This window comes from Aeromonas sp. R9-2 (assembly GCF_040908025.1).
GTDB classification, from domain to species: domain Bacteria; phylum Pseudomonadota; class Gammaproteobacteria; order Enterobacterales; family Aeromonadaceae; genus Aeromonas; species Aeromonas veronii.
Genome location: NZ_JBFOCX010000034.1, coordinates 18,841 through 32,384 on the forward strand (window position 1 = coordinate 18,841; position 13,544 = coordinate 32,384).

General features: G+C 59.1%; 11 protein-coding genes. 7 read left to right on the forward strand and 4 right to left on the reverse strand.

Annotation, left to right across the window (positions count from 1 at the left end):
• The first annotated feature begins 139 nt into the window (after nt 1-139).
• Both AB5Y71_RS18420 and AB5Y71_RS18425 read left to right on the forward strand, forming a co-directional pair.
• The gene (locus AB5Y71_RS18420; RefSeq protein ID WP_368172192.1) at nt 140-1,678 is read left to right on the forward strand and encodes a diguanylate cyclase; all 1,539 of its coding nucleotides are present in this window, start codon (nt 140-142) and stop codon (nt 1,676-1,678) included.
• A 46-nt stretch (nt 1,679-1,724) separates the two neighbouring features.
• The gene (locus AB5Y71_RS18425; protein WP_005338362.1) at nt 1,725-2,600 is read left to right on the forward strand and encodes a patatin-like phospholipase family protein; all 876 of its coding nucleotides are present in this window, start codon (nt 1,725-1,727) and stop codon (nt 2,598-2,600) included.
• Between the two features lie 71 nt (nt 2,601-2,671).
• On the opposite strand, the gene AB5Y71_RS18430 is transcribed toward AB5Y71_RS18425, so the two are convergent.
• Together AB5Y71_RS18430 and AB5Y71_RS18435 are read right to left on the reverse strand one after the other, a co-directional pair.
• Entirely contained in the window at nt 2,672-4,012 is a 1,341-nt protein-coding gene (locus AB5Y71_RS18430) for an APC family permease (protein WP_005338365.1), read from the reverse strand.
• 199 nt (nt 4,013-4,211) lie between these two features.
• Nucleotides 4,212-4,478, reverse strand: a complete 267-nt coding sequence (locus AB5Y71_RS18435; protein WP_005338367.1) for a DNA-binding transcriptional regulator — start codon at nt 4,476-4,478, stop codon at nt 4,212-4,214.
• Nucleotides 4,479-4,735: 257 nt separating this feature from the next.
• On the opposite strand from AB5Y71_RS18435, the gene AB5Y71_RS18440 reads away from it, so the two are divergent.
• The 4 genes from AB5Y71_RS18440 to AB5Y71_RS18455 all read left to right on the forward strand — a co-directional run bounded on the left by AB5Y71_RS18440 (nt 4,736) and on the right by AB5Y71_RS18455 (nt 9,238).
• Nucleotides 4,736-5,332 (forward strand): hypothetical protein, encoded by a 597-nt coding sequence (locus tag AB5Y71_RS18440; protein ID WP_368172193.1) that lies wholly within the window; start codon nt 4,736-4,738, stop codon nt 5,330-5,332.
• A 308-nt stretch (nt 5,333-5,640) separates the two neighbouring features.
• On the forward strand, nt 5,641-6,660 hold the full coding sequence (gene ompA / locus AB5Y71_RS18445) for a porin OmpA (protein ID WP_013723997.1): 1,020 nt from the start codon (nt 5,641-5,643) through the stop codon (nt 6,658-6,660).
• A gap of 307 nt (nt 6,661-6,967) precedes the next feature.
• The gene (gene ompA, locus AB5Y71_RS18450; protein ID WP_139405970.1) at nt 6,968-7,969 is read left to right on the forward strand and encodes a porin OmpA; all 1,002 of its coding nucleotides are present in this window, start codon (nt 6,968-6,970) and stop codon (nt 7,967-7,969) included.
• A 231-nt stretch (nt 7,970-8,200) separates the two neighbouring features.
• Entirely contained in the window at nt 8,201-9,238 is a 1,038-nt protein-coding gene (locus tag AB5Y71_RS18455; protein ID WP_123173541.1) for an OmpA family protein, read from the forward strand.
• A gap of 85 nt (nt 9,239-9,323) precedes the next feature.
• Here the strand turns inward: AB5Y71_RS18455 and AB5Y71_RS18460 are convergent, their stop codons facing one another.
• Both AB5Y71_RS18460 and AB5Y71_RS18465 read right to left on the reverse strand, forming a co-directional pair.
• A complete protein-coding gene (locus AB5Y71_RS18460) occupies nt 9,324-11,018 on the reverse strand; it encodes an NAD-dependent malic enzyme (RefSeq protein ID WP_005338379.1) in 1,695 nt (564 codons plus the stop codon).
• Between the two features lie 69 nt (nt 11,019-11,087).
• Nucleotides 11,088-11,945 carry an AraC family transcriptional regulator gene (locus AB5Y71_RS18465; RefSeq protein ID WP_236356433.1) on the reverse strand — a complete coding sequence of 286 codons (858 nt, stop codon included), beginning with the start codon at nt 11,943-11,945 and terminating at the stop codon, nt 11,088-11,090.
• A gap of 120 nt (nt 11,946-12,065) precedes the next feature.
• On the opposite strand from AB5Y71_RS18465, the gene AB5Y71_RS18470 reads away from it, so the two are divergent.
• Nucleotides 12,066-13,445 carry an MATE family efflux transporter gene (locus tag AB5Y71_RS18470; RefSeq protein WP_005338381.1) on the forward strand — a complete coding sequence of 460 codons (1,380 nt, stop codon included), beginning with the start codon at nt 12,066-12,068 and terminating at the stop codon, nt 13,443-13,445.
• Nucleotides 13,446-13,544 lie beyond the last annotated feature (99 nt).

Here is a 13,544-nt window from a genome sequence, read left to right on the forward strand (position 1 = left end):
CTATGCCGTGACTATGTATAAATGTGACAAAACGTAACAAGAGCGGGATAAGCTCACTCTGTTTCAGGTCGCGCCGTTTGTTTTCACGCCACATCGCATACACTAACGACAATTTCCTTCGCAACCCGACTGACTGCCTATGCCCAAAATGTCTGACCACCGCTTTCTCACACGCCTGACCTGGCTCCTGTTCGCCGTGGTCATCCTGCTGATTGGTCTGACCTTGCGGCAAAGCCTGAAACAGATAGAACGCCTCTACCAGAGCGATACCCTCAACAGCGCCATCTACCTGCGAGATCGGTTCAAGCAGACCGAAGTGTTTCTGGAAGCGATGCGCGGGCAGGCCGAAGAGCGACTGCGCAGCGACCCCCAGTCGGTGCTCACCCGCCAGCTCTATGGCCATATCGAGGCGCTGCCAGAGGGGCTGGCCCTCGACAAACTCCCCGGTGATTTGCCAGCCGGACTGGCGGGCAACCTCACCGGTGACGGCCCGCTGCCGCCCCCCGGCAGTGCGCGGGAGGCGCAACTTCATTTGGCCCTGAGCCTCTCCCCCTTGCTGGCCACCGCCAGTCAGCGCCTGGGCAGCGAGATCGCCTGGGCCTACTTCACCGGGGTGGACAACTTTATCTACCTCTATCCCTGGATCCCCTCCAGCCAGTTTCGTTTTGCCCGCAGCATCTATGACAAGCACTACTGGCAGGATGCGCTGATGTCACCCAACCCCAGCCGGGACACCATTCTCTCCCGCCCCTACGAAGATTTTGCCGGACTGGGCACCATGGTCACCATGTCCCAGCCTCTCTACAAGGACGGCTCGCTGGTAGGGATGATCAGCATGGACATCCTGCTCTCACGCTTGCAATCGCAGCTCAATCAGCTGGCGCCGGCGCTGGGTGAGTATCTGCTGCTCAATCAGTACCATCAGGTGCTGGCCAGCAGCGCACTCCAGCCCGTAGTGCCGCAAGACCCCGAGCCGACCGACGAATACCAGTGGCAACAAGGGGCATTGCAGCTGACCATGGCAATCCCAGATACCCCGTTGCGACTGGTGCACAACGTCACCCTGCTGCCGCTGGTGTGGGCCATGCTCTGCCAGTCCACGCCGACCCTGCTCGCCATCCTCTTTATGCTGCTGGCCGCCCTCTCCAACCTGAGGTCCCATCGCCTCAACCAGCGGCTCAATTATCTCTCCTGCCACGATGCCCTCACCGGCGCCTTCAACCGCCACTATCTGGTGCTGCTGGAGCAGGCGGGCGATCTGGCCCGGCTGCAAGCGGGGATCCTGATGTTCGATGCGGATCACTTCAAACGGGTCAATGACAACTTCGGCCATGCCGTCGGCGATATCGTGCTGATCCGGCTGGTGCAGCTCTGCCAGCAGCAGATTAGGCCCACTGATCGCCTGATCCGCTGGGGGGGCGAAGAGTTTCTGCTGCTGATTGGCCGCGCTGATGCAACGCAGCTCGGCGAGCTGGCGGAGCGGCTGAGAAAGGCGGTGGCGGATCACGACTGGGCCGCCATCGAGCCCGGGCTGGAGGTCACCATCAGCCTCGGCTATCTGCCCCACCAGGAGAACCTTCCCCTGCACGAAGCGGTGCGCCGCGCCGATGTGGCGCTCTATCAGGCCAAGGCCAACGGTCGCAACCGCAGCGAAAGATGGCAGGGTGACGCCTCCTGACTCTCGGAGTAAGCTGAGCCCTCAACCCCTTTTTTGGAGGACTGTCGTGCCACGTAAACCCCGCGTAGGGCTCGCTCTCGGGAGCGGCGCCGCCAGAGGATGGGCCCATATCGGCGTCATCCGCGCCCTTGAACGTCTCGGCATCAAACCGGATTTGATCGCTGGCTGCTCCATCGGCAGCTTTGTCGGTGCCGCCTATGCCGCCGGAGAACTGGATCGACTGGAAACCTGGGTGCGCGGCTTTACCCGCCTGCAGGTGGTCAGCCTGCTCGACCCGGCCCTCTCCGGCGGTCTGTTTCGCGGCGAAAAGGTATTTGGCCTTGCCGCCAGCCATCTGGGGGACCCCGATCTCGAGAATCTGCCCATCCCCTTCGCCTGCATCGCCACCGAACTCGATACCGGCCGCGAGATCTGGCTGCAACAGGGCCCGCTGCGCCAGTCGGTGCGCGCCTCCTGCGGCATGCCGGGGATCCTCACCCCGACCCGGATCAACGACCGCTGGCTGGTCGATGGCGCCGTGGTCAATCCGGTGCCCATCTCGCTGGCCCGCGCCATGGGGGCCGAGGTGGTGATTGCGGTCAACCTCAACACCGATATGCACCAACCCTGGACCGATGAGCCGGATCAACCCGGCAGCGGCGGCCTGCTCAGCCAGTGGCTCAATCGCGGTGAGTCCGCGCCAGCCACCCCGGGTCTGTGGAGCGTGATGAGTGGCTCCATCAACATCATGCAGGAGCGGATCACCCGCGCCCGGATGGCCGGTGACCCGCCGGAGATCCAGCTCTGCCCGCGCCTTGGCAGCTTCTCCATCATGGATTTTCATCGCGCCAGCGATGCCATCAACGAGGGGGAAGCCTGTGTCGAGCGCAACCTCGATCAGCTCAAGGATGAACTGGGCCGCCTCGGGTTGCTGGGCAGTTAGTTGTCGACATGCTGTGGTTTACACATGAAAAAAGCGCCATTCGGCGCTTTTTTTTCAACTCACTTACCCGGTCACTCCTTACGGTAGAAGAGCAACCCGAGCAGAATCACCCCCACAGAGACCAGCAGATAGAGTCCCAGACTGGGATTGGTGATACCGCCATACAGAATGATGAGCGCGCCCAGGGTGGCGCAGGTCGGGATCACAAACCGCTTTATCCAGCCCAACTCGGTAAAGGTGCGCATGTACCAGACATAGAGGAACAGATAGAGGCCATAAATCAGCACGATCGGCATCTCGTCCAGAGCGATGTAACGACCGAATGTCTCGTTGATGCTGCAGTACCACAGCACTGAGTAAATCACCGACAACAACGCTGCCGCGAGGGCCGAGTTGATTGGCATGTGGTGATGCGGTTCGATACGGCTCATCCACTTGGGGGCCGGCCCCTGATTGCGGATCGCCAGGGAGTAGGGAATGCGCATGGTCGCCAACACCAGACCATTGAGGGTGCCGAGGCAGGAGATAATCACGAACACGGTCAAAATGGTCGAGGCAGTCCCGCCAAACAGGCTGGTTGTCGCGAGATTTACCGCGTTATCCCCTTGCGCCACTATCTCGTCCGTCGGCAAGACGCTGGCGATCCCCAGAAAATAGGTGACATAGACCACAAAGACTATCAGGGTGCCAATCACCAGCGCTCTGGGCAGATTCTTCTTGGAATCGCGAATTTCACTGTTGATGGTCACGGCGGCGATCCACCCTTCATAAGCGAAGGCGGTGGCAACCACTGCCGTGGCCAGAGTGCCTCCGGTGCTTCCTATCCCATCCATTGCCTGCACAAAGTTGGTCACGGTGACACCATTGAGCAAGCCTGAAATGGTGCCCACAATGGCAACCAGGATCAGCGGGATCAACTTGATCAGGGTAGAACCCACTTGCAGCTTGCCCGCCAGGACCGGGGTATAGAAGTTGATCAGATAGGTGACCGTCATATAGACAGCCGCCAGTATCCAGGTCGCACCAGAGTTGGTCGGATTATCACTGCCGAGCAAGATCATGGTGTACAGAGCGGCGACCCAGGCAAGGATGGCGGAAAGAGGGGCGTAATAGAGTACGCCTTTGAACCACCCCACCAGATAACCAAACATTTTGCCGTATGCCGCTTCGGCATAATCGACGATACCGTTGGACTTTTCGATCCGCTGGGCAAACTCGGCAAACACCAGCGCGCCGAAGATCATCGAAAATGCCCCCAGCGCCCATGCCAGCAGCGCAATGGCCAGATTACCGCCAGTCAGACGCAGTACATCATCGGCCTTGAAGAAGACACCGGAGCCGATCACCACGCCGACCACCATCGCAATGGCAGTCATCAGGCCATAGCGTTTATCCAACTCATTACTGCTCATACCCATACTCCATACGATTGCTCATATCATCCTGAATGTAATAGTGTTCGGGTGGCCAGATACCACCAGGGGCCCACTTTTCGGGGCCGCTTATTCTCGTTGGCCTGCATGGATAATTCAAAGCGTGTTAGATCAAAATATCGATCGGCAACCCAAAAAAAATACCGCCCGAAGGCGGCATTTCTATTCACATCGATGATCACGCCTTGGCGAGGTCATCCGGGCCAATCTGGCCGATTTCGGCGACTTTCTTGTCTGCCAGCAGCCAGAGGGTGAACTTGTGCAGATCCGGGTGGTGCGCCAGGGCAACCAGGAAGGCGCCCCCAACTTCACGGTAACCCAGCTCGTAGTTTTTCAGCGTGGTGGGAGGAACACCCAGCAAATCTGCAAACTTCGGACGGCTCAAACCGACCGCTTCACGGATCTGACGGATCTTCTTGCCAACAGTGACGATATTTGAATTCATAATGTTCCATACTCCGTTTGGCGGATTTACTCCGCCTTTTATTTTTCGCGACGACTCGTAGTCAAGTGTATCAGTTTTGTTCGGACTCGTTATGGTCGAGCCTCTATCTTATGAGCGCCTTTCGGCGACAACCCTTGCCTTCAAGGGGGGATGGTAATCGCTCAGCCGCCTCAGGTAAACAGTCTCGAAAAGAAACCTTTATTGTGCCCCCCCAATAACTCGTATAATCCGCCGGATACCCATTAAGAGGAATAAGTATGGCGTTTCCCGGCATTATCTCTCGCCTGCACCCCGTATCCAGCACAGAAGAACTGGCACAACAGCGCCTGCAGGGTGAACAATATCGCGCCGAAGCATTCTGGCTTCCGGCCTTGATGTCCAGCCACGCCAGCGAACTGCTGGCCGCCCTGCCGGAGAGCTGCAGCCTGTTTCTTGAACAGTCATGCCCGGACCTGGCCTTGCGCAGCCACGACGGCACCCTGCATAACAATGAGCAGCTCGTCACGGTAAATGGTCAGGCGATTGCTCTGGCAACCACTCAAGGTGATGGTGGTCTGGTGCCCGAATCGGGCATGTGCGAGATGGCCGACTGGCTGGAGGCGGGACACCGTCATTTCATCTGTTCAGCTGCGGTTCAGCCTGTGGCGCGCGCCATCCTCAACATCTGGCCCCTTGACCCCTATCTGGCCCGACATTTCTTGATGACATTTACCCCCCTGCTGCAGAGCGCAACCCAGGCTGATTACCTCTCGGTCTTTGCCGCCAGAGCGAATCCTGCCAGCCCGCATAGCGACTGGGTTCAGGCTTATATGAAGCTGGAGAAGAAACTGCACAGGGCCTATCTGGATCACTAATTAATCAAAATAAACAGCCAGTTAAGAGCACGACACAATTTGCCACAAGGCTCATTTGTGAGCTTGATCATGTTTTAAAATCGGCATAGAGTGCGCCTCGTCATCGGAATGACATCAGTTGCCTGGCAGTGGTTTCTCACGCATTGCGTGCCATGCCAGCGCACTCGACACACCAGGAGAGTGTGCAACCCGGTTATACCGGGTCATCTGCCAGACTCGACGCCAGCCGTACGGCGGAGCCTGCAGCTTACATAAATTACAAAGTGTGAAGCACGTGAATAACGTGCGATCTCAACGAGGATTTTTTTATGATGAAAATGGCTCCTTCCATGATCGCCATCGCCATGGCTGCTCTGGGTGCTACCGCTGCTCACGCTGCTGACGACATCTACTTCGGTGCCGGTGTCGGTGCTACTCACTTCAACGGCCTGAACAAGCTGGAAAGCACCAATGTAGGCCAGGAAGACGCGGCTGCTGCCAACGCCTTCATGGGTTACAACTTCACCGAGAACTTCGGTACCGAACTGGGCTACCAGTACACCGGTCGTGGCAACACCGACGGCAACCGTTACGAGAGCCAGGGTGCCACCCTGTCCGGTATCGCCCGTATGCCGGTTGGCAACGACTTCTCCCTGTTCGCTGAAGGCGGCGCCTACTGGGGTCACACCGATGGTCTGGGCACCAGCGACACTAAAGTTTCCCCGCTGGCCGGTGCTGGTGTGACTTACAAGGTAAATGACGCGCTGGATCTGCAAGCTCGCTACCGCTACATGTGGGACGTGGCTGACCTGCACGCCAACGGTGAGCGTTACAAAGCCAACCAGAGCATCGCTACTCTGGAAGCGGTATACCACCCGTTCCGTACTTCCTACGTAGCTCCGGTAGCTGCTCCGGTAGTTGAAGAAGCGCCGGCTCCTGCTCCGCAAGTGGTAGAGAAGAACTTCGCCCTGAACTCAGACGTGCTGTTTGCCTTCGGCAAAGACACCCTGAAGCCGGAAGGCGTTGCAGCCCTGAACGGTCTGTATCAGCAAATCGTTGAGTTCCAGCCGAAAGATGGCAACGCTGTTGTTGTTGGTTACACCGACCGTATCGGTTCCGACGCTTACAACCAGAAGCTGTCTGAAGCCCGTGCCCGTACCGTTGCCAACTTCCTGGTGAGCAAAGGTATGGCTGCCAGCAAAGTTGCCATCGAAGGTCGTGGCGAAGCCAACCCGGTTACCGGCACCAAGTGCAACGGCGTAACCGCTAAAGCTCAACTGATCTCCTGCCTGGCTCCGGATCGTCGCGTAGAAGTTCGCGTATCTGGCGTACAAGAAGTTCAGCAATAATCTGACCTCGTTCAGATAGTGCGAAAAAAAGGGATGCTGCGGCATCCCTTTTTGTTTGTCTCGTTCTCGCTTGCATCCCTCATTCCCGCCTCCCTGCCCTTGCCTGCCCCGTCTCGAAAGCATAAAGTAGTTGCGCCTGTAAGGTATTGGATAAGCACTAAAAAGCGCTTCTTGTCCGGTCTGTTGTCCATGACGCCAATGCATCATGAGAGTCCAAAGCCTTCGCTATCCACTTTGCTGGCGATTTTTCGCAGCAATAAAAACAAGTGCATTGCCCGACATGGGCTAACACAACGAGGATAAACCGATGAAACTCAAAATGGCTCCTACCCTGATTGCACTGGCGCTCGCCGCCGCAGGCACCACAGCTCAGGCTGCCGATGACTGGTACACCGGTGTTGGTGCAGGTTGGGCATATGCTCACAACCTTGACGATGTACAAGGTCTGGATACAGACAAAGACGCCACCGCGCTGAGCCTGTTCGGCGGTTACAACTTCAACGACTACTACGCAGCGGAACTGGGCTATCTCTACGCCGGTAAAGCGGGTGTTGACGGTGCCGATTTCAAAACCCAGGGAGCCACCCTCTCCGGTATCGCCCGCCTGCCGCTGGGCGACATCTTCTCGGTGTTTGCTGAAGGTGGTGCCTACTTCAATCATGTCAACGGTAATGGCAACAGCGACAACGGCACTGCGCCGCTGGCGGGTCTGGGTCTGACTGCCAAGCTCTCCGACCTTATCGATGTGCAGGCACGCTACCGCTATCTGTGGAATCTGGGTGACGAGCAGAAAACCTGGGAGAGCGACATGAGCGTCGCGACCCTGGAGCTGGTGATGCACCCGAATCGCACCTCTTATGTTGCCCCGGTTGCCGCCCCTGCGCCTGAGCCGGTTCCCGAGCCGGTACTGGTCGACAAGAACTTCGCCCTGAGCTCTGACGTGCTGTTTGCCTTTGGCAAATCCACCCTCAAGCCAGAAGGTGTCGCAGCGCTGAATACGCTGTATCAGCAGATCGTTGATGTTCAGCCGAAAGATGGCAGCGCCGTGGTCGTCGGTTACACCGACCGTATCGGCTCTGACGCCTACAACCTGAAACTATCCGAAGCGCGTGCTCGTACCGTAGCCGACTTCCTGGTTGGCAAAGGTCTGCCGGCTGGCAAAGTTGCCATCGAAGGTCGCGGTGAAGCCAATCCGGTCACCGGTACCCAGTGCAACAGCGTCAAGGGCAAGGCTCAGCTGATCTCCTGCCTGGCACCGGATCGCCGTGTAGAAGTACGCGTCACCGGCGTGCAGCAAGTACAACAGTAATCCTGCAGTCCGACATAACAAGGAGGCCACCTGGCCTCCTTTTTCTTGCCGCTTATTTCACCCACCTGGAACCCTCTTTTGCCCCCTTCCTCTTCCCGTCTCGCGCCCTAGTTCACGGCGTGTCGCCCCCCATACCTCTTTGGTGGTTAAAAACAGCCCGTCACCTATACATAAGTGTGGGGTTTGACCAGCAGGCAACCCCACTACACCAAACATCGACGAGGATACGCGATGAACATAAGAGTAAAACCTGTGTGGATTGCACTGGCATTGGCGAGCACAGGCGCACAAGCGGAACCGGTTCACGACTGGTACGCCGGGGTTGGCGGTGGCTGGGCCATTGCCCACAATCTGAATGATTTCAGTCAGGATGTCGGCAAGGATGCGACTGCGCTCTCCCTGTTTGGCGGCTACAACTTCACGGAAAATCTGGGGGCCGAGATTGGCTATCTCTCCACCGGTGACTGGGATATCAGCGGCCATGACTTCAACAGCAAGGGAGCCACGCTGTCAGTCATTGGCCGCCTGCCGCTCAGCGAGATGTTCTCGCTCTTTGCCGAGGGTGGTGGCTATATCTATCACGTCGAATCGGTCAATGGCGGGGACGACAACCTGGCGCCGCTGGCGGGTCTGGGAGTGACGGCCCGGCTCCATGACTGGGTCGATCTGCAGGCACGCTACCGCTACATAGTGCGCGTTGGCGATGATCCGGATAACGGCAAAGCCAACAGCGGCACCCAGCGCTGGGTCAGCGACATCAGCACCGCCACGCTGGAGCTGGTGATCCACCCGAACCGCAGCCAACCCAAAGAAGCAGCCCCCACGCCCGCCCCGGTCGTGGTTCCCCCGCCACCGGCCGAACCGGAGGTGGTGGATCAGACCTTCAACCTCAGTTCCGATGTGTTGTTCGCCTTTGGCAAAGCGGACCTCAAACAGGAGGGGATGAGTGCGCTGGACGATCTCTACCAGCAGATCGTCGACGTGCAGCCCAAGGATGGCAGTGCGGTGGTGATGGGGTATACCGACCGCATCGGCTCGGATGCCAACAATCAGAGGTTGTCAGAAGCTCGGGCCCAAACTGTTGCCGACTTTCTGATCAGCAAAGGATTGCCTGCCGACAAGGTGAGCATCCAGGGCAATGGCGCGAGTAATCCGGTCACCGGCAACCAGTGTGATGCCATCAAGGCGAAGGCGGCGCTCATCGACTGCCTTGGGCCGGATCGCCGGGTAGAGGTGCGTGTCACCGGCGTACAGGGCGGCAGCGAGTAGTTGATCTTGAGGCGATAACCATGTCAGACGTGCAGTAAAAAGGGATGCCGAGGCATCCCTTTTGCTTTGCATCTTCTCGCAGAAATCAGAACGAGGTGCGACGGTAGCGGCGATATTCCGGATGCCAGAAGTTGGCGTCGATGGCCTGATCGATCACCTCGTCCGGGGTCTGCACCGCTTTGCCCTGCAGCATGGCGGTCTTGGCCACCATCTTGGCGATGTAGCGGGAGACCTGATGGATATCCGCCAGATCCGGCAGCAGAGAACCCTCCTCCCCTTTCACCAGCGGCGAACACTCCGCCAGCGCGCGGCTGGCCGACATCAGCATGGCGTCGGTCACCCGGGTGGCGCCGGAGGCGATGACGCCAAGGCCGATCCCCGGGAAGATGAAGGAGTTGTTGCACTGGGCGATGACGTAGCGCTTGCCCTTGTGCTCCACCGGTGCAAACGGACTGCCGGTGGCCACCAGCGCCTGACCGTCGGTCCAGCGGATCAAATCCGCAGGAGTCGCCTCGACCCGGGAGGTGGGGTTGGAGAGCGGGAAGATGATGGGACGGGCACAGTGCTTGTGCATGGTCTTGACCACCTCTTCGGTGAACAGCCCCGGCTGACCGGAGACCCCGATCAGGATGTCCGGGCGACCGTGCTCCATCACCTCCAGCAGGGAGATATTGTCCCCCACCGGCCAGTCAGCGATGCGCTCCACCGGTTGGGAGAGACGGCGCTGGAAGTCGAGCTGGTTGGGGATCTTGTCGGTGATAAGACCGAAGCGATCCACCATAAAGACCCTGCTGCGCGCCTGCGCATCAGTCAGCCCTTCGGCCTTCATCTGCGCCACGATCTGCTCGGCGATACCGCAACCGGCGCTGCCCGCGCCGAGGAAGGCAACCCGCTTCTCGGAGAGCTTGGCGCCGGAGGCCTTGCAGGCGGCGATCAGGCTGCCCAGCGTCACGGCAGCAGTGCCCTGAATGTCGTCGTTGAAGCAGCAGAGCTCGTTCTTGTAGCGGTTGAGCAGTGGCATGGCGTTGTTCTGGGCGAAGTCCTCGAACTGCAGCAGGATGTCGGGCCAACGGCGCTTGACCGCCTGAATGAAGGCATCGACGAACTCGGCATACTCATCCCCCGAGATACGCGGATTGCGCCACCCCATATAGAAGGGGTCATTGAGCAGTTGCTGGTTGTTGGTGCCGACATCCAGCACCACCGGCAGGCAGTAGGCGGGCGAGATGCCGCCACAGGCGGTGTAGAGGGAGAGCTTGCCGATGGGAATGCCCATGCCGCCGATACCCTGGTCACCCAGACCCAGGATCCGCTCGCCATCGGTCACTACGATCACTTTGACGTTCTGCTTGGTGGCGTTTTGCAGCATGTCATCGATCCTGTCCTTGTCCGGATAGGAGATAAACAGGCCACGGGCGCGGCGATAGATGTTGGAGAACTCTTCGCACGCCTTGCCGACCGTCGGGGTGTAGATGATGGGCAGCATCTCGGTCAGGTGGTTGTGCAGCAGACGGTAGAACAGTGTCTCGTTGGTATCCTGGATGTTGCGCAGATAGATGTGCTTGTCCATGTCGTTGCCAAACGCCATGAACTGGCGATAGGCGCGCTCGGCCTGCTCTTCGATGGTCTCGATATTCTGGGGCAACAGACCTTCGAGGTTGAAGTTGCTGCGCTCTTCGCTGGTGAAGGCGCTGCCCTTGTTGAGCAAGGGGGTCTCCAGCAGGGCGGGACCGGCGTAGGGAATGTAGAGAGGACGTTTCTGGTTATTATCTTCAAACATGGATCTTGGTACCTAAACGGTTAGCTAGACGCAGGGACCCGCCGATCCTAGGGGCTTGTCTCATTAATTTCAAAGAGTTTGCACATCCGTTGCAAAAGGTTTGCGACCCAGTCGACGAAAGGCGCCGGGGGTCTGACCAGTCAGACGACGAAAGCGGTTGGCAAAGTTGGCCCCATCGCTGTAACCGACCCGGGCCGCCAGCTCGCCAAGTGGCCAGTTGGTATAGAGCAGCAGCTGGCGCGCCTTGTTCATTCTGAGCTCGGTCACCCTCGCCATCGGCCCCATACCGAACGCTTGCTGACAGAGCCGGTGCAGATGGGGCACGGAGCAGGCCATCTGCCGGGCCAGCAGGGCGACACTCCAGGGTTCGTCCAGGCGCGCCTCCACCCGGCGAAACAGTGCCTGCAATCTGAGTTCAGGGGTGCCGCGCACCTCCCCTTGCAGGGTCCGCTCCAGCAGCGCCAGCAAAAGGCTGAGCAGTTGGGGTTGAAGCGGGGAGCGAACCCCCTCCCCCTGCATCAGGCTGAGCAGATGGTAGAGCTGATCGCCGCCATCCCCTTGCCAGACACGGTGACCAAGGCGATGCAGGTGCTGCCAACGCGGCACGTCATCGAGCAAAATCCAGCTGATCTGCCAACTTTCGCCAATCAGTTTGAGACCACCGGGCACGGCGGCGGGCAGGAAAATCAGTGACCCGGCCGGAATGGCTTGCTCCCCCTCGTCGGTGAGCAGAGCGCCCCCCTCATCGTGACTCACCATCAGGATGTGAAACTCGGGGCGATTGCGGCGGATGAGGTAGTGATCCCGCACCCGTGAGAGGCCGGTCAGGAAGATCCCCGCCTCGCCGAGCAGGGGCAGCCCTTCACGTCCCAGCATCTGCTCTTCACAGGCTGGCGCTATCTCCAGACACTCGCTGGCAAATGGCATAACACCTCAACAGGATAGTTTTACACAAGAAAATCGAGAGCTACTCACAGTGAGAAGAGCCTCGCCAGCCCCTATCATACCCCTGACAAACCTTGCTTTTCTCATACCCGGTTAACAACTATGAATTATTGGCAAGCGATTTTAAAACAAACCACCGATCGCGAGTTCATGACCCGATTGTGGCGGCTGGCCCTGCCTGTCTCGCTGCAATCCATGATGTTCTCCCTGCTCGGCCTCATCGATATCATGATGGTGAGCCAGCTTGGCACCACGGCTGTGGCGGCGGTCGGCTTGGGTAACCGGGTCTTCTTCTTCAATCTGCTGGTGATAGCGGGCCTCGCGGGCGGGGTCTCGGTATTGGCAGCACAATACTTCGGGCGCGGGGAGATGGCCGGGGTGCGCCGCTCCCTGGCGCTGGCAATAGTGGGCGCCCTGCTGGTCACCCTGCCCTTTGCCTTCATCTATGTGTTATCACCGGGCAGTGTACTCGGCTTTGCCAGTCAGGATCCGGCACTGCGGGCACTGGCGGATCAATTCTTGATGATCACCGGCGCCACCATCCTCTGTACCGCTATCGTAGTGCCGCTGGAATCAGCCCTGCGCTCGGTCGGCAATGCCGCCGCGCCAACCCGCATCGGCATTATCGCCATCATCGCCAACGTCATCCTCAACTACGCCCTCATCTTCGGTCACTTCGGCTTCGAGGCGATGGGGGTGGCCGGCTCGGCCTGGGGCACCACCATTTCCCGGCTGCTGCAGACAGCCCTGCTGCTGCTCTACGTAAAGCGTTATGAGGCGCGCCTGATCCCGCGTGCACCAGACTGGCTGGCCGCCTTCAAACGCAAGGAGGTGGTGCGCTTTACCCTGATCGCCCTGCCGCTGCTGTTCCATGACGGCCTCTGGGCCTTCGGCATGCTGATTTACGGCTTTCTCTATGCCCATCTTGGCACCGATTCGCTGGCCATCATGACCACCCTCGGCACCCTGGAGAGCATCCTTATCTCCCTCTTCTTCGGACTGGCGGTGGCCTGCTCCACCCTGCTCGGCCACCGGCTCGGGGCCGAGGAGTACGAGGTCGCCTGGCAGCACTCCCAGCTGTTCCTGCTGCTGGCACCGATTGGCGCGCTACTGGTGGGGATCATCGTCTGGCTGCTGCAAGCCAACCTGCTGCAGTGGGTCGGCAACCTGCCCCCCGAGCTGATGACGGAAGCGGGACAGGTGCTCGGCATCATGTGCCTCGGGATGCTGCTCAAGGTGTTCAACATGGTGGGGATCATCGGAGTGCTGCGTTCTGGCGGTGATGTGAACTACAGCATCTTTATCGACATCGTCGGCATGTGGTGCATCGGCATCCCGCTCGCCTGGGTGGCGGTCACGCTGCTCGGCTGGCCCCTCTCCTGGGTGGTGGCGGTGGTCTTGCTGGAGGAGCTCAGCAAGGTACTGCTGGTGCAGCGCCGTATTCGCCAACGCTGCTGGTTGAAGAATCTGGTGATCGGATAAACAGCCACAAATCGGGGTCATATCAATGACAGAAAAACCCTGTTTGCAGTATGCTGGGCGCCTCTTCAATCAGAGACAGGGATCCACGGTTTCCCTGTC

What these genes read in the sequence shown, in the direction of transcription:
- AB5Y71_RS18465 (WP_236356433.1), bottom strand. Translation starts at nt 11,945, where the DNA reads ATGCCATTTGCCAGCGAGTGTCTGGAGATAGCGCCAGCCTGTGAAGAG.
- ompA (WP_013723997.1), top strand. Translation starts at nt 5,641, where the DNA reads ATGATGAAAATGGCTCCTTCCATGATCGCCATCGCCATGGCTGCTCTG.
- AB5Y71_RS18420 (WP_368172192.1), top strand. Translation starts at nt 140, where the DNA reads ATGCCCAAAATGTCTGACCACCGCTTTCTCACACGCCTGACCTGGCTC.
- AB5Y71_RS18470 (WP_005338381.1), top strand. Translation starts at nt 12,066, where the DNA reads ATGAATTATTGGCAAGCGATTTTAAAACAAACCACCGATCGCGAGTTC.
- AB5Y71_RS18430 (WP_005338365.1), bottom strand. Translation starts at nt 4,012, where the DNA reads ATGAGCAGTAATGAGTTGGATAAACGCTATGGCCTGATGACTGCCATT.
- AB5Y71_RS18440 (WP_368172193.1), top strand. Translation starts at nt 4,736, where the DNA reads ATGGCGTTTCCCGGCATTATCTCTCGCCTGCACCCCGTATCCAGCACA.
- ompA (WP_139405970.1), top strand. Translation starts at nt 6,968, where the DNA reads ATGAAACTCAAAATGGCTCCTACCCTGATTGCACTGGCGCTCGCCGCC.
- AB5Y71_RS18455 (WP_123173541.1), top strand. Translation starts at nt 8,201, where the DNA reads ATGAACATAAGAGTAAAACCTGTGTGGATTGCACTGGCATTGGCGAGC.
- AB5Y71_RS18435 (WP_005338367.1), bottom strand. Translation starts at nt 4,478, where the DNA reads ATGAATTCAAATATCGTCACTGTTGGCAAGAAGATCCGTCAGATCCGT.
- AB5Y71_RS18460 (WP_005338379.1), bottom strand. Translation starts at nt 11,018, where the DNA reads ATGTTTGAAGATAATAACCAGAAACGTCCTCTCTACATTCCCTACGCC.